Raw genomic sequence first — 20,340 nt, forward strand, 5'->3', positions numbered from 1 at the left:
AATATTCTTAATCCAGTTTCAGTACAGCGAGGAAGGCTTTTTGAGGAACCTCCACGTTACCGATTTGTTTCATTCGTTTCTTACCTCTTTTCTGCTTTTCAAGCAGTTTACGTTTACGGCTGACGTCACCACCGTAACATTTTGCAGTCACATCCTTACGAACTGCCTTAATCGTTTCACGGGAAATAATCTTCGCACCGATAGCTGCCTGAATGGCAATATCAAATTGCTGGCGGGGAATCAGTTCCTTCAACTTCTCACACATCCGTCTGCCCATGTCATAGGCATTGTCAATATGTGTCAGCGTAGAAAGCGCGTCCACAGGCTCGCCGTTCAGAAGAATATCGAGCTTCACCAACTTGGAAGTGCGGAAACCGTTCGGATGATAATCAAACGAGGCATACCCTTTGGAAATACTCTTCAGCCTATCATAAAAGTCGATCACAATCTCACCCAAAGGTATATTATAATATATCTCCACACGATTACCGGAAATATACTCCTGCTTGATAAGCTCACCCCGTTTACCCAGGCAAAGCGTCATGATAGGGCCTATATAATCGGTCGTCGTAATGATGGAAGCCTTGATATACGGCTCCTCGATATGATCTATCATCGTCGGATCGGGCATACCGCCCGGATTGTGCACTTCCTTCATATTGCCCTGCTTGTCAAATATATGATAGGATACATTCGGCACCGTAGTAATCACATTCATGTCAAACTCACGATCCAAACGTTCCTGCACAATCTCCATATGAAGCAATCCGAGGAAACCACAACGGAAACCAAAGCCCAAAGCCAACGAAGACTCCGGCTGGAACGTCAAGGAAGCATCATTCAACTGCAACTTTTCCAAAGACGCACGAAGGTCTTCAAAGTCTTCCGCCTCAATCGGGTAAACTCCCGCAAACACCATCGGCTTCACTTCCTCAAAACCGGCAATAGCCTTGTCGCACGGACGGGCGATATGCGTAATGGTATCCCCCACTTTCACCTCCTTGGAAGTCTTGATACCCGAAATAATATATCCTACGTCTCCCGTACGAAGCTCGTTACGAGGAACCAAATCCATTTTCAGCACCCCTACCTCGTCGGCATCATATTCCTTGCCCGTATTGAAGAATTTCACCTTGTCACCCTTGCGGATTATACCGTTTTCAATCTTGAAATAAGCGATAATTCCACGGAAAGAGTTGAACACAGAGTCGAAAATCAATGCCTGCAACGGAGCATCTTCGTCTCCTTCGGGATGAGGGATACGTTCGATAACAGCCGCAAGGATCTCTTCCACACCCATACCGGTTTTACCCGATGCACGGATCACCTCCTCACGCTTGCAGCCCAGCAATTCCACGATCTCATCTTCCACCTCTTCCGGGTTGGCACTCACCATATCACATTTATTGATAACCGGAATAATTTCAAGATCGTGCTCGATAGCCATATACAAGTTGGAAATGGTCTGTGCCTGTACGCCCTGCGACGCATCGACAATCAGCAATGCACCTTCACAAGCCGCAATGGAGCGGGACACCTCGTACGAGAAATCCACGTGTCCCGGAGTGTCGATCAGGTTAAGGACATACTTCTCGCCCTTATAGATATATTCCATCTGAATAGCATGACTCTTGATGGTAATCCCTCTCTCCTTCTCCAGATCCATATTGTCAAGCATCTGTCCCGAAGTCACCTGAATAGTCTTGGTAAACTCCAGCAGGCGGTCGGCGAGCGTTGACTTACCGTGGTCAATATGAGCAATAATACAAAAATTGCGTATATTCTTCATTCGAATTCTTATTATTTTATCTTTTTGGTGTGCAAAGATACGTAAATGGCGGAATAAAAAAAAATGCGTTGATAACATTCTGACAATGTACCAACGCATTTTTTTTATTGCTTAAGTGAGTTACTCGCTTAGATCAATTTGATGAAGAGTTCACCTTCAACTTCTTCCACAGAGACTTTGTCTTCTCTCAATAACCAGCCAAGTCCGAGGAACAGGTCTTTGTCAACCAACTTAGTTGCTTTCTTCAGTTGCTTGGCAGTCATTCCTTCTGTTTCATTCAGTGCATTCCAGATATTTCCTGCGATTACACCTGCTTTTTCTTTCAACATTTGCTTTGAAATTTTAGTTAGACATGCTTAAAATCATCCGTGCCATAAAGACTTTCAGATTTTATTTCGGGGACAAAGATAGTTATTTTTATGTTATATAACACTTTATTGAATGTTTTTTTATTGATTTTGTAATAAAAAAGCATTTTTCCGCTCATTTCGGATGCTTTTCGAGGTATTCACACCAGATTCTTGCCGCTTCTTCCACCATTTTCGCGCAAGGGCGCTTGCTATAATATTGAGCAGTACGCTCTTCCGGAACGGTGGAAACCGGTTCTTTTTTCTTTAATCCCAACAATTCGCCGCAAATCAGCGAACCGTTGCGTTTCTTGAACTCAGCCGCCAGTTCCTGCACTACCGCATAGTTGGCAGCCTTGCCTTCCCGGTCGGTTGCTTCCGTCGCCCCTGTCTCCAAGCCTGCAACGAGAAACATTCCGCAGGCCGCCCCGCAAGTCTCGCGCATCCGGCCTATCCCGCCACCGAAGGACGCACCCATGCGCAAAGCCTGTTCCTGTGTGAATCCGTACATATCCGCAAAGGCAGCCACTACCGACTGCGAACAATTATATCCGCTCTTAAAAAGCTCCACCGCTTTTTCTATTCTGTCTTCCATACTATTTATCGCTTTTTATTTTCATGCAAAAATATAAAAAAGTATCTTTGTTAGCGGAAATTACACCAAGATTAAAATCTAAATTTGAAAATATGGGCAAATCAATATCATATAAGGAATCGACGGCCATAGCCATCCAGGCTATGATGAGTTCCGCACGTAAAGACGAATACGCTGATAGGAGAAGAAAAATCAATTTTCCCCAAAACAGAAAAAAGCGTGAGGTCACACTCAAGGATATACGCGAGTGGAACAAAAGAAGGACATATAAAGAAGATACAGGAATCACTGTGGACGCAATGATGGAGTCAGCCATCAAAGATCCTTATGTGGATTTAAATCCGCCATCCAAATACTAAAGGATAAAACAAGGTGTCTGCCTCCGCGAATTTCACGCCTGAGGAGACACCTGTAAGTCAAATATTGCCAATTTCAGCTCAACGTTCGATTTCCAGCACCATCGGACAGTGATCGGAATGCACAGCATCATTCAGAATCCGTGCACTCTTCAGCAAAGGACGTACCGGTTCGCTCGTCATGCAGTAATCTATCCGCCAACCCTTATTCTTGGCACGCGAATTAAAGCGGTAGCTCCACCACGTATATTCCTGCTTTTCGGGATAAAGCAACCGGAAAGAATCAATAAATCCCGCAGAAAGGAAACGGGTCATCCATTCCCGTTCTTCAGGAAGGAAACCACTGTTCTTCGCGTTCCTCACAGGATCGTGAATATCAATCGGTTCATGGCAAATATTATAATCCCCGCAAAGAATCAGGTTCGGACGGGTTTTCCGCAACTCCGTCACATAGTTCTGAAAGTCTTCCAGCCACACCATCTTAAATGCCTGGCGTTCATCCCCGCTCGTTCCCGAAGGATGATACACGCTGACTACCGACAAATCTCCGAAGTCGGCACGGATAAAACGGCCTTCATTATCATAGGCTTCCATCCCCATCCCATATTCCACATGATCCGGTTCCTGCTTGGTAAGTATCGCCACTCCGCTATACCCTTTCTTCTGTGCCGAATACAAATAAGACTTGTACCCCAGTGCTTCAAACACCTCTGCCGGATATTGATCCGGTTGTAGTTTTGTCTCTTGCAGACAAAGAACATCGGGATTCTCCTGCGCCAGCCATTCCGCGAAACCCTTGGAAACAGCAGCACGTAGCCCGTTCACGTTATAAGTAATAATCTTCATTGTCACATATTTATTAATTCATGTTCATTTTATGAGAATAACAGCATGATATTCAGTACCGACACGATGATGGCAATGGTGTACAGCACAAAGGTGCTCCAACGGCTGTTCACATAATCCCCCATCACCTTCCGCGAAGAAGTCAGCCCCACCTGCAAGAACACCGTGAAGGGCAACTGGATACTAAGTATCATCTGCGATATAATCAACCCCTTGAAAGGATCTCCGATAAAGAAAATCAGCAGCAAGGCAATCCCCAAAGACAGAAGAACACCGACTTGCGAGTGGCTGTCCTTGATGTGATACGATTCGCCGAAAATACCCGCGAAGATAGAACCTGCCGCCATCCCGCTTGTGATAGTCGACGAAATTCCCGCCATCAACAGTGCCAACGCGAATACAATAGCGGCATTGCTTCCCAATAACGGTTCGAGCAGCGATTTCGCCTGCTGCAATTCTTCCACCTGGATACCGCTCTTGAAGAACGTAGCGGCAGCCAACAGAATCATCGCACTGTTAATCGCCCAACCGACAATCATCGAAAACAGCGTATCGAACAACTCATATTTCAGCACCTTCTTGATGGACGCATCGTCTTTCTTATTATACTCGTGGCTCTGTATCACTTCCGAATGAAGGAACAGGTTATGCGGCATCACCACCGCACCCAATACACTCATAATAATCAGCATACTTCCTTTCGGAAAAGACGGAGTCACCCATCCCGCTGCCGCAGCCGGCCAGTCTATCTCCACCAGAAACAACTCATAAATAAACGAAAGCCCGATCACGGAAACGAACGCAATGATGGAACGTTCTATCTTCTTATAAGAATTGGTGAAAAGCATGATAGAGACAAAAAGCGTTGTCAATACAGCCCCCCATATGATGGGAATATCCAACAGCATTTCCAAAGCAATGGCACCACCCAGAATCTCCGCCAGCGAAGTAGAGATGGAAGCCAGCACCGCCGTACCCAATATCGGACGGGATACCCATTTGGGTGTATATTTAGTGGCCGCTTCCGAAAGGCAAAGCCCAGTGACAATCCCCAGGTGGGCAACGTTGTGTTGAAGCACAATCAACATGATAGTGGACAAGGTTACTACCCAAAGCAGCGAATATCCGAATTCGGAACCGGCAGCGAAATTAGACGCCCAGTTTCCCGGATCAATAAATCCTACCGTCACCAAAAGCCCCGGCCCGATATATCTGAACACATCCAGCCCGCCCAAATAACGTTTATGATCTTTGCGTTTTAAGTCTTGAAAAATATTCTTCATTTCTTGCATAATAGTTTATCCAGTACAAATATACTTATAAATAACGACTGGAGTTCGATTTTGGTTCAAAATACCGACAAATAAGTAAATAAGATTCAGGCACGGATTTCACGGATTTCACGGTTCTAAATCAATCAAAACCGTGTTATCCGTGTAATCCGTGCCTGAATAAAAATCAAAAGGGAGTTTTTTGCCACTCCCTTCTGATATAACTATAAAAAAAGGAAACGTTGTCCGTTAATATCCCATCTCATGCAATGCACGACATAATTGGTCGGGACAAGACGTCGGTCTGCCACCGCAACGTACACCCTCAAGCTTGGTAATCACCTCTTCCACTTTCATGCCTTTTACCAGGCGCGAAATACCTTGCAGGTTTCCATTGCATCCGCCCCAAAAGGCCACTTCCTTCACCACTCCATCTTCCACATTCAGTTCGATGTTCGTGCTGCAAGTGCCTTTGGTTTTATAAACATACTCCATACCGGCTTATTCTTCGCTTTCTTCAGGTTTCATGTTTGTATAAACAGTCTGCACGTCGTCAAATTCTTCCAGACGTTCAATCATCTTATCCAGAGTTTCGCGTTGTTCGGAAGTCACATCCTTCATATCGTTCGGGATATAAGTGAAGTCTCCACCGACATCTTCGAAACCACATTCTTCCAAGTGCTTCTGAATAGCCGCATAACTCTTGGGATCACCGTAGATAGTGATTGTACCTTCTTCTTCATCCTCGTCATATTCATCTTCCACATCATAGTCAATCAGGTCGAGAATCAGCTCTTCCATATCCAATCCGTCTTTCTTCTTGAAAGTGAACATACACTTGTGGTCGAAAAGGAATGCCAGAGAACCCATTGTACCCAGGTTACCGCCGAACTTGTTGAATACCGAACGGACGTCAGCCACCGTACGGGTAGTATTGTCTGTCAACGTATCCACAAAGACAGCAATTCCATGCGGGCCGTATCCTTCGTAAGTCATGCTCTTGTAGTCGCTCTGGTCTTTACCCATCGCGTTCTTGATAGCACGTTCGATATTATCCTTCGGCATATTCTCACGCTTACAAGTAGCGATTACCGAACGCAGCGTCGGGTTATTTTCAGGCTCCGGGCCGCCCGCCTTCACAGCGATAGCGATTTGCTTACCCAGTCTTGTAAATGTTTTAGCCATGTGGCCCCATCTTTTCAGTTTGGCGGCCTTTCTATATTCAAATGCTCTTCCCATTGGTTTATATTTTTATAATAACAATTCTAAGTTTATCTGATTATCTTAGTTTGGCGCCCAGTTTATCTTCCAGGTTCTTCACCAGTTTCGACATGATCTTGTCAATCATCTTGTCGTTCAATGTCTGGTTCTCATCCTGAAGCAAGAAGCTCACTGCATAAGATTTCTTGCCTGCTTCCAGATTCTTGCCTTCGTACACATCAAAAAGTTCCACTTCTTTCAGCAACTTCTTCTCCGTATCGTAAGCAATCTTCTCGATTTCGGCAAACTGTACATTCTTGTCAAGCAACAAAGCCAGGTCACGCTTCACAGCCGGGAACTTGGAAATTTCCTTGTAGCTGATCTTCACCGAACGGATAGCCTTCATAAGCTCTTTCCAGTTCAAGTCGGCGAAATAAACTTCATTATCGATATCGAATGCCTTCAGCAATTTCCTGGTCACTACACCGAAAGACGCAAGACGCTTGCCCCCCCTCGTGTTCACAGAAAGCGCAGCAGCAAAAACATCATCGGTCAGATTACCTACAACCAGATTATGCAGATCCAGTCCCAGACGTTTCAATATATTCTCCACATAAGCCTTCAATTCATAAACAGAACTGTTCTCGTCTACATGCGCCCACGAGTTGGAAACCTTCTTGCCGGTCACCCACAAGCCCAGATGATAATCTTCCGAGTAAGGAGCCAATACCTTTTCCTCATTCTTCTTGTCTCCGTCGAAATAATAGCAGTTACCGAATTCGAAGAATTTCAAGTCGGCATTCTTACGGTTCGCGTTGTGAGCGATGCTTTCCAGTCCACCGAACAACAAAGTCTGACGCATAGCGTTCAAATCCGCGCTCAACGGGTTCAGCAGCATCACCAGGCGGTTTGACGGATACGTCTCCAAACCATCATAGTAAGCGGCACGGGTCAATGAGTTGTTCAGTATTTCATTGAATCCGCAGCCCACCAACTGTTCTGCCACCAGATTCTGTAATTTATTGGATTTATCATGTTCCCCCTTTGTTGTCAGACTGGATTTCAGAGTAGACGGAATCTCCACATTATTATATCCGTAGATGCGGAGAATATCCTCAATCACGTCACAATCGCGCTGCACATCTACCCGGTAAGGCGGAACAGCCAATGTCAGACCTTCAGCCGTTTCATTGGTGATTTTCATTTCCAGACTGGTCACAATGCTCTTGATTGTCTCTACCGGAATCACCTTGCCTATCAATGAATTGACTTTGTCATAAGCCAAGTCTACGATGAAATCCTGCGCGGGAGTAGTATATATATCCTTAATATCAGAAGAAATCGTACCGCCGGCCAGTTCTTTCACCATCATGGCAGCCAGTTTCAGGCAATAAATCACGCCGTTCGGATCGATACCACGCTCGAAACGGAAAGAAGCATCCGTGTTCAGACCATGACGTCGTGCAGTCTTACGCACCCATGTAGGATGGAAGTAAGCACTTTCGATGAATACATCCGTCGTAGCTTCCGTAGAACCGGAGTCCAGTCCGCCGAATACACCGGCAATACACATGCCTTCCTCCTTATTGCAGATCATCAGGTCGCGTTCGTTCAGTTTGCGTTCCACTTCATCCAGTGTGACGAACGTAGTTCCTTCGGGCATTGTCTTTACAATCACCTCATTGCCTTTTATCTTGGCGGCATCGAAGCAGTGCAAAGGCTGACCGAAAGCATGAACGATATAATTGGTAATATCCACTACATTATTAATAGGACGCACACCGATCAGTCGCAGTTTGTTCTGCAACCATTCCGGGCTTTCCTTCACTGTCACCCCTTTCACGGTAACTCCGGCATAGTGCGGACAAGCCTCGCTGTTTTCAACCTTCACTTCAATATTCAAGTCGTGGTTTTCCACTTTGAAGTCATCCACTGACGGGCGTTGCAAAGTGGCCTGCTTGCCGTTCTGAATCAGATAGGCATACAAGTCACGGGCTACCCCATAGTGTGAGCAGGCATCCGCGCGATTGGGCGTGATGTCCACTTCAAGCACATAGTCGCTCTTGATATTATAATAATCCTTGGCGAGCGTACCCGGAACAGCAGTTTCCGGCAATACAATGATGCCCGCATGATCCGTACCGAGACCTATTTCGTCTTCAGCGCAAATCATACCGGTAGATTCCACACCACGGATTTTTGATTTCTTGATGGTAAAACATTCGTCACCGTCATAGAGTTTTGTTCCCAAAGTAGCTACCACCACTTTTTGTCCGGCAGCCACATTCGGAGCACCACAAACGATCTGCACCGGATCGCCTTCTCCCAGATTGACAGTAGTAATATGCAAATGGTCGGAATTCGGGTGTTCCACGCAAGTCAGCACTTCGCCGATCACAAGACCTTCCAAACCACCTTTAATGGTTTGCACTTCTTCCACACCACCTGTTTCCAAGCCGATAGAAGTCAACGCAGCCGCCGTTTCTTCGGGCGTCAAATCGAAGTTGACATACTCTTTCAGCCAGTTGTAAGAGATATTCATATCATTATTTTTTTATTGTTTCTCAAAAAGATTCGCAAAGTTAATAAGATTTTTCGGTTGACCGAAAAGGTTCTTAAAAAAGTTGAGAGTTATTTCACCACAGAGGACGCAGAGGACACAGAGGATAGCGGGAAGATGATAAACAAGTGTAAATCCGTAATAAGTAAATGTATATAATTAATTTGTGAACTAATTAAACATGAGTACTTAGTAAAAAGAAAGAACTCTGTGTCCTCTGCGTCCTCTGTGGTGAAATAATGAACAACTAGAATGGCAACGGCCCGTCCCCTCCTATCGGCGCGGCAAACGGATTCTCCGCCTGCGGAGCAAAGTCAGGCGCCGGCGGCGGTGGAACGGAACCCGCTCCTCCTGTATTCATTTTAGAACCCAGCATGGCACCGGCAGGCTCGCCCGGCATCGGGATAACCATGTCGTCTTCCGGATTCGAGAACCGGGTAAACTCACCCTTAAACCGGAGCAACACCTCGCCTACCGCACCATTACGGTGCTTGGCTATCACAATCTCCGCCATACCGCGCAAGTCATTTCCCCTGTCATCCTGGAAGATCTTATAATATTCCGGACGGTGGATAAAGCACACCATATCGGCATCCTGCTCGATGGCTCCCGATTCACGAAGGTCACTCAACTGCGGACGCTTACCGTCGATACCTTCACGGCTTTCCACACCACGATTCAACTGCGACAGCGCGATAATCGGAATATTCAACTCCTTCGCCAATCCCTTCAACGAACGCGAAATGGTACTCACCTCTTCCTGACGGCTTCCGAATGCCATACCGCTCGCATTCATCAACTGAAGGTAGTCAATAATAATAATTCTCACCCCATGCTCACGCACCAGACGGCGTGCTTTCGTACGAAGCTCGAAAACCGACAAGGACGGGGTATCATCCACGTAAAGCGGCGCGTCCAGCAAGTCCTTCAGCTTGTAATCCAATTGCTGCCACTCGTAATTCGCCAACTGTCCGCTCTTGATTTTCTCACTCGGAATCTCGCAGACATTCGTAATCAAACGGTTCACCAACTGGACATTACTCATTTCAAGAGAGAACAACGCCACCGGATTCCGATAATCAACAGCTATATTCTTCGCCATAGAAAGCACGAAAGCTGTCTTACCCATGGCAGGACGGGCAGCAATAATAATAAGGTCGGAATTCTGCCAGCCGGAAGTCATCTTGTCCAGTTTCGTAAAACCACTTTCAAGACCGCTCAAACCGTCGGTTCGTGCCGCAGCCTTCTGAATCAGCTTATAAGCTTCGTCAATCACCGGATTGATCTGCGTATAGTCTTTCTTCATGTTCTGCTGCGAAATCTCGAAAAGCTTGCCTTCCGCTTCCTGCATCAGGTCATCCACATCCAGTGTCTCATCAAAAGCCTTGCTCTGGATATTGCTCGTAAACGTAATCAACTCACGTGCCAGCGACTTCTGCGCAATGATACGCGCATGGTATTCAATATGTGCCGAAGAAGCGACCTTACTACTCAACTGAGTAATATAAAACGGCCCCCCGACCTCATCCAAATCTCCCCGTTTACTAAGCTGTTCCTTTACCGTCAGAATATCCACCGGTTTCTGGTTGACGGCAAGGTCGGTAATAGCTGCATAAATCAACTGGTGACGGTGCTCATAAAAAGATTCGGGACGGAGAATCTCGCTCACTAGCGAGTAGGCATCCTTCTCAATCATCAAAGCTCCCAACACAGCTTCTTCCAGCTCAGGCGCCTGAGGCTGGATACGACCATAATCATTTACCGGTTGCACTTTAGTAGACTTTGTATTGCGGGTATTTTTTCTCTGTTCGGCCATGAAGATATTTACTATTTTTCAATTTACTATTTACTATTTTGCGACCGGACAGACTCCTTTATAACAGAGTTCTTCCAGTCGGGACGACAAAGATAGAATATAATCACGAAGAATGAATAAGGAAAAATGAAGATTTTACTAACTTTGCTCCCGATTCACATTATCCAACTATGATTAATGGTAATGTGGAGCACTGTAAACACTAAATTGTAAATCGTAAAAAAGTACATATGATCGCTTTTCCGAATATCAAAATAAACCTGGGGCTCTCCATCACGGAGAAACGCCCGGACGGTTATCACAACCTTGAAACAGTTTTCTATCCGGTAGCCCTTGAGGATGCTCTCGAAATCCGCGTTCTCCCCAAAGCAAGTCTCCCCAAAGCAAGTCTCTCCGAAGCAGACAAGAAAATCACCCTCCACCAGTATGGAATGGAGATAGCCGGCATCCCGGAAGACAACCTGGTCGCAAAAGCCTATTCACTGCTGGACAAGGAATTTCACCTTCCCCCTGTCGAGATTCATCTATACAAGCATATTCCTTCAGGAGCCGGATTGGGTGGCGGTTCGTCAGACGCCGCTTTTATGCTGAAGTTACTCAACGAGCAGTTTCATTTGAATTTATCTGAAGAGCAACTGGAAATATACGCCGCCACCTTAGGAGCTGACTGTGCTTTCTTTATTAAGAACAAACCAGTCTACGCCGAAGGCATCGGCAACATCTTCTCGCCAATCGAACTTTCATTAAAAGGTTATCAGATTATGATTGTGAAGCCGGACGTTTTCGTTTCCACCCGCGAAGCCTTCGCGAACATTCATCCCCATCATCCCGAACATCCGGTCAAAGAGGTAATCCATCGTCCGGTCGCAGAATGGAAGGATACATTAATCAACGATTTCGAAGCGAGCGTCTTTCCGCAGCATCCCGTTATCGGAGAAATCAAGCAAGAACTCTATAACCAAGGGGCAATCTATGCTTCCATGAGCGGCTCCGGTTCCTCCGTATTCGGGCTGTTCGCACCGGATGCTACGCTACCGGAAATCACCAGGAAGCCCGATACCTTCTGCTTTAAAGGAAAGCTATAACTACAAAAGCTGTTCGCCCGCTTTGCGGGCAAACAAAAAAACGGTACCACGACTCACGTCGTAGTACCGTCACAACACAAACACAAAATAAAACACGACAAAACTACTATGCAATCACCTGTCTATACCGGGAGGTATAAGTACTGCTTATGTATATTCACATACTCACAACCAGCTTCAGGTCGATTTGCAATTATTAAACAAACCGCATGCACGGTTTGTTTAAACTTTTATGTTAATTAAAACATTTATCTCTTTTACTGAATACCTCTCTCACGAAGCTTCAGTTGCCAGTTCCATGCAGAACGTAAAGTATCTTCCAAAGTTTCTACGGCTTTCCAACCCAGTTCATTATTTGCAAAATCAGGGTTTGCCCAAACCTTTTCGATATCACCTGCACGGCGTCCGACTATCTGGTAATTCAATTTCACACCGGTAGCTTTTTCAAAGCCATTGATTAATTCCAAAACGGAAACACCACGTCCCGTACCGATATTGAATACTTCCACTTTTTCTTTCTGTCCTTTTTCCAGGATACGGCGGATAGCGATTACGTGTGCTTTAGCCAAGTCAACAACGTTGATAAAGTCACGGATACAAGAGCCGTCAGGCGTATCATAATCATCACCAAACACGCTGAGTTTCTCACGGATACCCATAGCAGTCTGAGTCAGATAAGGAATCAGGTTTTGAGGAACGCCATTCGGCAGTTCGCCCAGCAATGCGGTAGGATGCGCGCCAATCGGATTGAAATAACGCAGCATGATAGCATTGATCGGAGCTCCGGAAGCGACTGTATCGCGAATAATCTCTTCATTGATTTGTTTGGTATTTCCATAAGGCGATTCCGCTTTCTTGATCGGAGCCTTTTCCGTTACCGGCAGTTCATCCGGCTGACCGTATACTGTACAAGAAGAAGAGAACACAATACCTTCCACTCCATGTTTAGGCATCAGTTCAAGAAGGTTAATCAAAGAAACGAGGTTGTTGCGATAATAAAGCAACGGTTTCTCCACTGATTCTCCTACTGCTTTGCTCGCTGCAAAGTGAATGATAGCCTTAATTCCTTTATATTTAGTAAACACAGCATCCAGACCTTCCAAATCGAGACAATCCAATTTCTCGAAAACCGGACGAATACCGGATACCTTCTCTATATTGTCAACAACGTCGGCACTTGAATTTGATAAATTATCGATGATGATTACTTCATATCCACTGTTCTGTAGTTCTACTACAGTGTGAGAACCTATATATCCTGTTCCGCCCGTTACTAAAATTCTTTCTTTCATATTCTTTATAAATGGTTAGTTTTTCGGCTTTTTGTCGTTTGAGCTACAAATTTATGGAAATAAAATGGATTTGCAATAAATTGTCACGAAATTATTTATCAAAAAAACGATTTGGTACGATTCGGTGGTATTCAGGTATAAAAAAACAGCATTCAGGTACAAAAAAAGAATTGGAAACCCACAGCCTGTATGTCGCCATACGCCGGAGTTTCCAATCCCATATTTAATTATCAACTGTAAGTCTTACACCACACCTGAGAATCCCATGAATGCCATAGCAAGCAGACCGGCGGTAATCAGGGCAATCGGAGTGCCTTGCATTCCTTTCGGAACTTTCACCAGGCTCATTTGCTCACGCAGTCCGGCAAAGAGTACCAATGCCAGTCCGAAGCCGATAGCCGTAGAGAACGCATACACAACTCCTGTCAGCAAATCATAGTCCTTCTGAATCACCAGGATAGCCACACCAAGAATACAACAGTTGGTCGTAATCAGCGGCAGGAACACGCCCAATGCCTGATAAAGAGCCGGAGAAACCTTCTTCAGGATGATTTCCACCATCTGCACCAGTCCGGCAATCACCAGGATGAAAGTAATCGTCTGCAAGTATCCCAAACCGAAAACATCAAGGACAAACTTCTGAATCAGGAAGGTAACGATGGTAGCGATGGTCAGCACAAAAGCAACCGCAGCGCTCATACCCATCGCAGTTTCCACTTTCTTGGATACGCCGAGGAACGGACAGATACCCAGGAACTGCGACAACACGATGTTGTTTACAAAGATTGCCGAAATAAAAATCAATATATATTCCATATTCTTTTCTTATTTAATTGAGTTAGGCTTTCTTGAAACTGTTAATCAGCGCGATGAGGTATCCCAAAGCGATGAAAGCACCCGGAGCCAGTACGAATACCAACATTCCGTATTCTTCCGGCATGATTGTCAGGTCGAAAATCTTGCCTGTTCCCAGAAACTCGCGGACAGCACCCAGCAGAGTGAGGGCAATGGTAAAGCCCAATCCCATGCCGATACCGTCGAACATGGAAGCGACCGCGTTATTTTTTGCGGCGAAAGCCTCGGCACGTCCCAACACGATACAGTTCACCACAATCAATGGAATGAAAAGACCGAGCGTAGCATACAGTCCCGGCACATAAGCCTGCATCACCATCTGAAGCAACGTCACGAAAGACGCGATTACCACGATAAATGAAGGGATACGCACCATATCCGGAATCAGATTCTTAATCAGGGAGATCACCACGTTCGAGCAGATCAGCACGAACATCGTAGCCAGTCCCATGCCCATACCGTTGATAGCCGATGAAGTCGTACCCAACGTAGGACACATACCAAGCAGGAGCACAAACGTAGGATTCTCTTTGATAATCCCGTTCATCATTACTTTAAAGTTATTCATACTTGTCTCCTTTCTTATTTAGCACTGATAGAATCAGTAAGTTCAACTTTAATCGTAGCTCCCGTAGCGGCGTCTGCGTCCGGAGTTGCTTTATAAGCCTGGTAAGCCGCATTCACAGCATTCAGGAAAGCGCGCGAACTGATAGTAGACGCTGTGATGGCATCCACCTGTCCACCGTCCTTGCTGACAGTCAGCGGAGCTTCACCCGGATTCATGCCCAGGATAGACTTCGCACTTTCTTCGTGCGACACTGCCTGCTCACCTTTGGCAGGGTCATAAGCGCCAAACCATTTGTCGGCTTTCGAGCCCAGCCCCGGAGTTTCCGCATGAGCCAGCAGGGAGTAATTATAGATTTTACCTTCAGCATTAAAGCCTACCAGCACTTTCAGCTCACCGCCGAATCCCATAGATTTGGCTTCAACAGCCGTACCGACCAGCTCTTCGCCGTTCTTTGCCGGATAGACAATGAAGTCAACGAACTTCTTTCCGTCTTTCTCACCGAAAATAGTATCGCTTTCCGCTACCGGATTATTGGTAAATTCGGGAAGAACCTTCTTCAAAGCCTCGTTCAGCGTCTTTGCGTTCGCTTCGGCGATAGGGCCTTTGGTCAGTTCATTCACATAAGCCAGCAACGCTACGGAGACAGCAGTCACACCCGTAAGCACCAGCAACATATTCTTTAAAGATGATTGTAACTTTTTCATTTCTTCTTCGCTACCTCCCCAAAGCGTTTAGGTTTACAATAGGTGTTAATCAGCGGAGTGAACGCATTCATTATCAGGATGGCGAACGACATACCTTCGGGATAGGCACCGAACAGACGGATAACCACCGTCAGCAGACCGATACAAACACCATAAATCAACATTCCTTTTTTGCTCATCGGAGAAGTCACGTAATCCGTTGCCATAAAGACAGCGCCCAACATCAGACCTCCGGAGAGTAACTGCAACAGCGGAGAAACGTATTTCTCAGGATCCACCAGATGCATGATGCCGGCAAATACGAATACAGTCACCAGGATAGATACAGGAATATGCCAGGTGATAATCTTCTTCCACAGCATATAAACCAGTCCGATCAGCAACGCCAACGCACTGACCTCACCGATACATCCGCCGTTCTGCCCGATCAGCAGACTCAAAGCATCCGGTATCTGGCTCAGCGCAGAGGTATCGCCATGAATCGCCTGCTTCATCAACGCCAACGGAGTAGCTCCGGTGGTGGCGTCCGTATAAGCGGTCAACTGACCGACTACCGGCCAACTTGTCATCTGCACCGGGAAAGAGAGCAACAGGAACACACGTCCTGCCAACGCAGGGTTGAAAGGATTGCAACCCAGTCCGCCGAAAGACATCTTGCCCACACCGATAGCGAACAACGCACCGAGAATGATAATCCAAATCGGCAGATTGGAAGGTAAGTTAAATGCCAGCAACACACCTGTGATAACGGCAGAGCCGTCGCAGATAGTCGTGGTCGGTTTCTTCATTAAATATTTCCCGATCGCCCATTCGAAGAACAAACAAGCCGCAACGGAAGTAGCTGTAACAATCAGGGCACCCAGTCCGAAGAAATAGAGAGACACCAGAAAAGCCGGAACCAGTGCAATCAGCACGCCGTACATATTCTTCTTCACGCTGTCTCCGCCATGAACGTGGGGTGATAGTGATACGATTAATTTATTTTCCATATTCGTTATTTTTTAGCTTGACGTGCGCGAATCATAGCTCCTACCTTGCCTTTGCCCAGACGACAGTAGTCGAGCAACGGACGATTGGCGGGACAAGTGAACTGGCAGGAGCCACACTCGATGCAATCCATGATTCTTTCTTTTTCCATTGATTCAAAATCCCCGTTTTCGGACAAAGCTCCGAGCAAGTACGGCTCCAGTCCCATCGGACAAGCGCTCACGCACTTCGCGCAACGGATACAGGTCTGTTCCTCGCCACGCTTGGCTTCCTTCTGATTCATAATCAGAATACCGGAACTGCCCTTCGCAGTGGGAACTTCGATATTCACCAGTGCCTTACCCATCATCGGGCCACCACCGATTACTTTCCCCGTGTCTTCCGGCAGACCGCCGCAAGCGTCAATCAACTGCTTCATCGGCGTACCGATACGAGCCAGGAAGTTGGACGGCTTAGCCACCGACTTTCCCGTCACAGTAATCACACGTTCAAATAACGGTTTATTCTTCTGGACAGCTTCATAAACAGCAAACGCCGTACCCACGTTCTGCACTACCGCTCCCGTAGAGATAGGCAGTGCGCCGCTGGCCACCTGACGTTTGGTAATCGCGTCGATCAGTTGTTTTTCACCTCCTTGCGGATATTGCACCTTCAAAGGCACAACCTCGATACCTGCATAACTGGAAGCTATTTTTGTCATCAGCTCGATAGCATCGGGCTTATTATTTTCGATTCCGATAAATGCCTTGTTTACTTTCACGGCTTTCATCAGGATAGAGACACCTACCATGATTTCTTCCGCATGTTCCAGCATGAGCTGATGGTCGGCAGTCAGATAGGGTTCGCACTCTACCGCGTTGATAATCACACATTCAGCCTTGAAAGAAGGAGGAGGACACAGTTTCACCTGCGTAGGGAAACAAGCACCGCCCAGACCTACGATTCCCGCATCGGCAATCTTCTTCACGATTTCTTCCGCCGGAAGTTCACATTTCTTCACCAGCGTCTTGCTGCGGTCGATTGTTTCTTCCCATTCATCACCTTCCACGTCAATGAAGATGGCAGGTTTCGCATAACCGCTGGCATCGACTATCGTATCAATCTTCGCCACTTTGCCACTGACTGAAGAGTGAATTGCTGCCGAAACAAAGCCGGCAGGTTCGGCAATCTTAGTGCCCACCTTTACCACATCACCTTTCGCGACAATCGGTTTTGCAGGCGCACCGATATGCTGCCCCAGCAGAATAACTGCCTTTGCAGGAACTTCCGCCGTGATAATAGGTTGATGTGCCGACAATTTATTTTCGTGTGGATGAACTCCACCAATTGAAAATGTCTTTAACATACAATTCTGTATTTTATTCTGTTATTTATTCTGTTACTTTCGGAGCTTCTGTAGCCTTTGCAGCAGGAGTTTCCACTTTTGCAGCCGGTTTCGGAGCAGCCGTAGCCTCTTCCGTCTTCGGTTTGCGCGGCGGGAAATTCAACTCGGTAATGGTGTTCTGCGGACAAACTTCCACACACTTGCGGCAAGATTTACACTTGTTCGGATCAATGTAAGCCAGGTTGTTCTCCAGCGTGATAGCTTCGAACGGACACGTCTTCACACACTTGCCACAGCCGATACAGCTAACGGTACAAGCCTTGCGTGCTACGGCACCCTTGTCCTTATTCACACAAGAGACGTACACACGGCGCGACTTCTTACCCTGCGGGCGAATCTCGATAATCGCCTTCGGACAAGCCTTCACACAAGCACCACAAGCCGTACATTTTGCTTCGTCCACTTCCGGAAGCCCTGTTTCGGGGTTCATGTGGATAGCATCGAACTGGCAGGCAGCCACACAGTCGCCACAACCCAGACAGCCGTAGCTGCAACCGGTTTCTCCACCATACAGTGAAGCGGCGATAGCGCAACTCTTCGCACCATCGTACAGATTGGTACGCGGACGGTTGGCGCATGTTCCGTTACATCTCACTACTGCTACCATCGGTTCGGCTTCACCTGCCGCCAATCCGAGAATATCAGCAATCTTTGCCATGACAGGTTGTCCGCCTACGGGACAGAACTTGCCATCCAGTGAGCCGGCTTTGACACAAGCGTCGGCAAATCCGCTACAACCGGGGTAGCCACATCCACCACAATTGGCCTGGGGCAAAACTTCCCCCACCTGGGCAATCCGCGGGTCTTCATACACGGCAAATTTCTTGGAAGCAAGATACAGAATAGCGGCCAGCACGAGCGCTATCGCTCCCAATGAAATCACTGCAATCAGAATCAAATTCATAATGTTTTTAGTTATTTATTGGTTTTATAGTAAATGAAAATTTTTGTTTGAGTCGTGTTTTATTGAGCCACAAAATGAAATAATAAGGCACAAGGATAGCCAGAGAAAGAAGTGCTGCATACAATTCATTCCCTATCAGAGACATAAAAAGAAACAATGAAAAAATCAGAAGTACGAAAGGAATTATGAATGCCAATACCACTGCCATCATGCCCATCGACGTTTCGCCGACCACCATCACTCTCTCTCCTACTTGATAAGAAACAGCCGCAGTATCCATTATATCTATGATTTTGTCCTTACTATCCGCCGAGGAACAGTGCCCCTTTGCGCTACAAGCCGCGCAAGCCGATGTCTGGATGATCCTCACCGACAGATGAGAACCTTGTATGCTTTCCACAATACCTAGATGCTTTATAGTATTATTCGTCATTTTGCAAACTCAACATTACAAATCGCGGCAAATTTAATCATTATTTGTGAACTACGAAGCATTCTCCCTTATTTTTATACATAATAAATTGTTATTTTTTGTGTTTGCGTTATCGCACACGGAAAAAGATATGACTACTATTTGATATGTTTGCAACAAAAAAGGCAGGCGGGAAAAAGTTTCCCGCCTGCAACTCTTTCACTTTATCTGTTTTTTCACTGTTCTCCCCGCTCCTCCTCTCTTCTCTTTCTGTGCTCCAGATACAGCAGCTTCCATTTATCCCAATACGCCTCGATTTCCTCCTCACTAAAGGAGTCAAAAAAGAAATCGACAACTTCTACGTAATGACTCAATCTGCCATCCAGCCCTTTTTTACATCATTATAGGTAGAATGACCGATGCCTATTGCCTTATACACTTCAGGATTCTTCAAACCCGAACGGTCTTGCAACTCCAAAATGCAAGCGCCCAAACTCTCATAACAAGCTTTTTCTTTTTTCATTCTTATTTATTGTTAAAAACACACCGTAACGATTAATTATTTTAACTTTCATCCCATATGTCGGGATGATGTTTATTTCGTATTTGCTAATTTTACACCGTGTTTTAAAGCACATTCGTGTTTTTTTCGCAAAGGTAAAAATTTAAACTCATTACAGCAAAACAATATGCCAAACAACTACAGAATGTCCTATTTCATGCCACCCATCGCCCCCGTCAGGAATGAAGAAGGACGAATTGTCACCCCCGCCACCCTTCTCCCCTTCTGCGAAATCTCCGTGGAACAAGTTTTCCAGATGATCACCTGCAACGAAGACCTCAGGCTCCTGACCGAACAAGTACGCAACGCACCGGATATGCGGACGGCGAAAGCCACACTCCTGCCTTACGTGACTCCCTGCGGCACCTTCACCCGTCGCAACGGCAAGTGCTTCCTATCCCCCTCACGGCTGATAGTGATAGACGTAGACCACCTCGACTCCTACGAAGAAGCCGCCGGAATGCGCCGCACCTTGTTCGACGATCCCTTCCTCCGCCCCATACTTACGTATATCAGCCCCAGCGGCCGGGGCGTGAAAGCATTCATCCCGACCGGCACGCCATTTCCGGCAGACGAGATACGGAATGTCACAGAAAGCATCCACAGAGCCATGCAATATGTCGAAATGGCCTACGCCCCGGCAACGGACATCGCCGCCCGGACAACTGCCAAAGGCGTAGACGGTTCAGGGAAAGACCTGGTAAGAGCCTGCTTCCTGAGCCACGACCCCGAAGCCTTATTCAGAAACATCTGATATGACTTATAAGTCATTGCCTGACCATATACGAATTTATATTTCTCAATTGT

At 46.4% G+C, this 20,340-nt stretch carries 21 protein-coding genes; 3 read left to right on the plus strand and 18 right to left on the minus strand.

All coding sequences use genetic code 11. The features are described from left to right. Positions 1–7 precede the first annotated feature (7 nt). The 3 genes from lepA to BQ7997_RS10065 form a co-directional block, all read right to left on the minus strand. Positions 8–1,789: a translation elongation factor 4 gene (lepA, locus tag BQ7997_RS10055; RefSeq protein ID WP_022139216.1), complete on the minus strand. Its 1,782-nt coding sequence runs from the start codon at positions 1,787–1,789 to the stop codon at positions 8–10. A 128-nt stretch (positions 1,790–1,917) separates the two neighbouring features. Further along, positions 1,918–2,118, minus strand: coding sequence for a winged helix-turn-helix domain-containing protein (locus BQ7997_RS10060; RefSeq protein WP_044654713.1), 201 nt, complete (start codon positions 2,116–2,118; stop codon positions 1,918–1,920). 154 nt (positions 2,119–2,272) lie between these two features. Then, on the minus strand, positions 2,273–2,731 hold the full coding sequence (locus BQ7997_RS10065) for a C-GCAxxG-C-C family protein (RefSeq protein WP_044654714.1): 459 nt from the start codon (positions 2,729–2,731) through the stop codon (positions 2,273–2,275). A 92-nt stretch (positions 2,732–2,823) separates the two neighbouring features. Here BQ7997_RS10065 and BQ7997_RS10070 point away from each other — a divergent pair, with 92 nt between their 5' ends. Continuing rightward, positions 2,824–3,090 carry a hypothetical protein gene (locus BQ7997_RS10070; RefSeq protein ID WP_073346526.1) on the plus strand — a complete coding sequence of 89 codons (267 nt, stop codon included), beginning with the start codon at positions 2,824–2,826 and terminating at the stop codon, positions 3,088–3,090. Between the two features lie 78 nt (positions 3,091–3,168). On the opposite strand, the gene BQ7997_RS10075 is transcribed toward BQ7997_RS10070, so the two are convergent. The 6 genes from BQ7997_RS10075 to dnaB form a co-directional block, all read right to left on the minus strand. Next, positions 3,169–3,933, minus strand: coding sequence for an exodeoxyribonuclease III (locus tag BQ7997_RS10075; RefSeq protein ID WP_022136684.1), 765 nt, complete (start codon positions 3,931–3,933; stop codon positions 3,169–3,171). A gap of 29 nt (positions 3,934–3,962) precedes the next feature. After that, on the minus strand, positions 3,963–5,216 hold the full coding sequence (locus BQ7997_RS10080) for an Nramp family divalent metal transporter (RefSeq protein ID WP_073345933.1): 1,254 nt from the start codon (positions 5,214–5,216) through the stop codon (positions 3,963–3,965). Between the two features lie 237 nt (positions 5,217–5,453). Continuing rightward, positions 5,454–5,699: a TIGR03905 family TSCPD domain-containing protein gene (locus BQ7997_RS10085; RefSeq protein WP_022136686.1), complete on the minus strand. Its 246-nt coding sequence runs from the start codon at positions 5,697–5,699 to the stop codon at positions 5,454–5,456. 6 nt (positions 5,700–5,705) lie between these two features. Next, complete coding sequence (locus BQ7997_RS10090; RefSeq protein WP_073345935.1) at positions 5,706–6,443, minus strand: YebC/PmpR family DNA-binding transcriptional regulator; 738 nt, start codon at positions 6,441–6,443, stop codon at positions 5,706–5,708. Positions 6,444–6,483: 40 nt separating this feature from the next. After that, positions 6,484–8,946 carry a phenylalanine--tRNA ligase subunit beta gene (gene pheT / locus BQ7997_RS10095; protein ID WP_073345938.1) on the minus strand — a complete coding sequence of 821 codons (2,463 nt, stop codon included), beginning with the start codon at positions 8,944–8,946 and terminating at the stop codon, positions 6,484–6,486. A gap of 265 nt (positions 8,947–9,211) precedes the next feature. Continuing rightward, entirely contained in the window at positions 9,212–10,780 is a 1,569-nt protein-coding gene (gene dnaB, locus BQ7997_RS10100; RefSeq protein WP_022136689.1) for a replicative DNA helicase, read from the minus strand. Positions 10,781–11,010: 230 nt separating this feature from the next. On the opposite strand from dnaB, the gene ispE reads away from it, so the two are divergent. Further along, a complete protein-coding gene (ispE, locus tag BQ7997_RS10105; RefSeq protein ID WP_073345940.1) occupies positions 11,011–11,865 on the plus strand; it encodes a 4-(cytidine 5'-diphospho)-2-C-methyl-D-erythritol kinase in 855 nt (284 codons plus the stop codon). Between the two features lie 257 nt (positions 11,866–12,122). Here the strand turns inward: ispE and galE are convergent, their stop codons facing one another. The 9 genes from galE to BQ7997_RS25720 all read right to left on the minus strand — a co-directional run bounded on the left by galE (position 12,123) and on the right by BQ7997_RS25720 (position 19,494). Further along, positions 12,123–13,157 carry a UDP-glucose 4-epimerase GalE gene (galE, locus tag BQ7997_RS10110; RefSeq protein WP_022136693.1) on the minus strand — a complete coding sequence of 345 codons (1,035 nt, stop codon included), beginning with the start codon at positions 13,155–13,157 and terminating at the stop codon, positions 12,123–12,125. Between the two features lie 243 nt (positions 13,158–13,400). Then, a complete protein-coding gene (gene rsxA, locus BQ7997_RS10115) occupies positions 13,401–13,973 on the minus strand; it encodes an electron transport complex subunit RsxA (RefSeq protein ID WP_004303570.1) in 573 nt (190 codons plus the stop codon). Positions 13,974–13,995: 22 nt separating this feature from the next. Continuing rightward, positions 13,996–14,580, minus strand: coding sequence for an electron transport complex subunit RsxE (rsxE, locus tag BQ7997_RS10120; RefSeq protein WP_004295586.1), 585 nt, complete (start codon positions 14,578–14,580; stop codon positions 13,996–13,998). Positions 14,581–14,594: 14 nt separating this feature from the next. Continuing rightward, positions 14,595–15,284 carry an RnfABCDGE type electron transport complex subunit G gene (locus BQ7997_RS10125; protein WP_073345943.1) on the minus strand — a complete coding sequence of 230 codons (690 nt, stop codon included), beginning with the start codon at positions 15,282–15,284 and terminating at the stop codon, positions 14,595–14,597. After that, positions 15,281–16,273 (minus strand): RnfABCDGE type electron transport complex subunit D, encoded by a 993-nt coding sequence (locus tag BQ7997_RS10130; RefSeq protein WP_073345945.1) that lies wholly within the window; start codon positions 16,271–16,273, stop codon positions 15,281–15,283. Before BQ7997_RS10130 ends, BQ7997_RS10125 begins: the two co-directional genes overlap by 4 nt. A 5-nt stretch (positions 16,274–16,278) precedes the next feature. Next, entirely contained in the window at positions 16,279–17,616 is a 1,338-nt protein-coding gene (rsxC, locus tag BQ7997_RS10135; RefSeq protein WP_044653412.1) for an electron transport complex subunit RsxC, read from the minus strand. A 25-nt stretch (positions 17,617–17,641) separates the two neighbouring features. Further along, entirely contained in the window at positions 17,642–18,559 is a 918-nt protein-coding gene (locus tag BQ7997_RS10140) for a Fe-S cluster domain-containing protein (protein WP_073345948.1), read from the minus strand. 7 nt (positions 18,560–18,566) lie between these two features. Then, complete coding sequence (locus BQ7997_RS10145; protein WP_073345950.1) at positions 18,567–18,992, minus strand: SoxR reducing system RseC family protein; 426 nt, start codon at positions 18,990–18,992, stop codon at positions 18,567–18,569. A 349-nt stretch (positions 18,993–19,341) separates the two neighbouring features. Further along, entirely contained in the window at positions 19,342–19,494 is a 153-nt protein-coding gene (locus tag BQ7997_RS25720; protein ID WP_022136895.1) for a hypothetical protein, read from the minus strand. 166 nt (positions 19,495–19,660) lie between these two features. Between BQ7997_RS25720 and BQ7997_RS10150 the strand changes: the two genes are divergently transcribed. Then, complete coding sequence (locus tag BQ7997_RS10150; RefSeq protein WP_073345953.1) at positions 19,661–20,287, plus strand: BT4734/BF3469 family protein; 627 nt, start codon at positions 19,661–19,663, stop codon at positions 20,285–20,287. Positions 20,288–20,340 lie beyond the last annotated feature (53 nt).

The organism is Bacteroides congonensis (genome assembly GCF_900130125.1).
GTDB lineage: Bacteria > Bacteroidota > Bacteroidia > Bacteroidales > Bacteroidaceae > Bacteroides > Bacteroides congonensis.

Coding starts and splice junctions, on each gene's coding strand:
- lepA (WP_022139216.1), bottom strand. CDS start 1,789: ATGAAGAATATACGCAATTTTTGTATTATTGCTCATATTGACCACGGT.
- BQ7997_RS10060 (WP_044654713.1), bottom strand. CDS start 2,118: ATGTTGAAAGAAAAAGCAGGTGTAATCGCAGGAAATATCTGGAATGCA.
- BQ7997_RS10065 (WP_044654714.1), bottom strand. CDS start 2,731: ATGGAAGACAGAATAGAAAAAGCGGTGGAGCTTTTTAAGAGCGGATAT.
- BQ7997_RS10070 (WP_073346526.1), top strand. CDS start 2,824: ATGGGCAAATCAATATCATATAAGGAATCGACGGCCATAGCCATCCAG.
- BQ7997_RS10075 (WP_022136684.1), bottom strand. CDS start 3,933: ATGAAGATTATTACTTATAACGTGAACGGGCTACGTGCTGCTGTTTCC.
- BQ7997_RS10080 (WP_073345933.1), bottom strand. CDS start 5,216: ATGAAGAATATTTTTCAAGACTTAAAACGCAAAGATCATAAACGTTAT.
- BQ7997_RS10085 (WP_022136686.1), bottom strand. CDS start 5,699: ATGGAGTATGTTTATAAAACCAAAGGCACTTGCAGCACGAACATCGAA.
- BQ7997_RS10090 (WP_073345935.1), bottom strand. CDS start 6,443: ATGGGAAGAGCATTTGAATATAGAAAGGCCGCCAAACTGAAAAGATGG.
- pheT (WP_073345938.1), bottom strand. CDS start 8,946: ATGAATATCTCTTACAACTGGCTGAAAGAGTATGTCAACTTCGATTTG.
- dnaB (WP_022136689.1), bottom strand. CDS start 10,780: ATGGCCGAACAGAGAAAAAATACCCGCAATACAAAGTCTACTAAAGTG.
- ispE (WP_073345940.1), top strand. CDS start 11,011: ATGATCGCTTTTCCGAATATCAAAATAAACCTGGGGCTCTCCATCACG.
- galE (WP_022136693.1), bottom strand. CDS start 13,157: ATGAAAGAAAGAATTTTAGTAACGGGCGGAACAGGATATATAGGTTCT.
- rsxA (WP_004303570.1), bottom strand. CDS start 13,973: ATGGAATATATATTGATTTTTATTTCGGCAATCTTTGTAAACAACATC.
- rsxE (WP_004295586.1), bottom strand. CDS start 14,580: ATGAATAACTTTAAAGTAATGATGAACGGGATTATCAAAGAGAATCCT.
- BQ7997_RS10125 (WP_073345943.1), bottom strand. CDS start 15,284: ATGAAAAAGTTACAATCATCTTTAAAGAATATGTTGCTGGTGCTTACG.
- BQ7997_RS10130 (WP_073345945.1), bottom strand. CDS start 16,273: ATGGAAAATAAATTAATCGTATCACTATCACCCCACGTTCATGGCGGA.
- rsxC (WP_044653412.1), bottom strand. CDS start 17,616: ATGTTAAAGACATTTTCAATTGGTGGAGTTCATCCACACGAAAATAAA.
- BQ7997_RS10140 (WP_073345948.1), bottom strand. CDS start 18,559: ATGAATTTGATTCTGATTGCAGTGATTTCATTGGGAGCGATAGCGCTC.
- BQ7997_RS10145 (WP_073345950.1), bottom strand. CDS start 18,992: ATGACGAATAATACTATAAAGCATCTAGGTATTGTGGAAAGCATACAA.
- BQ7997_RS25720 (WP_022136895.1), bottom strand. CDS start 19,494: ATGAAAAAAGAAAAAGCTTGTTATGAGAGTTTGGGCGCTTGCATTTTG.
- BQ7997_RS10150 (WP_073345953.1), top strand. CDS start 19,661: ATGCCAAACAACTACAGAATGTCCTATTTCATGCCACCCATCGCCCCC.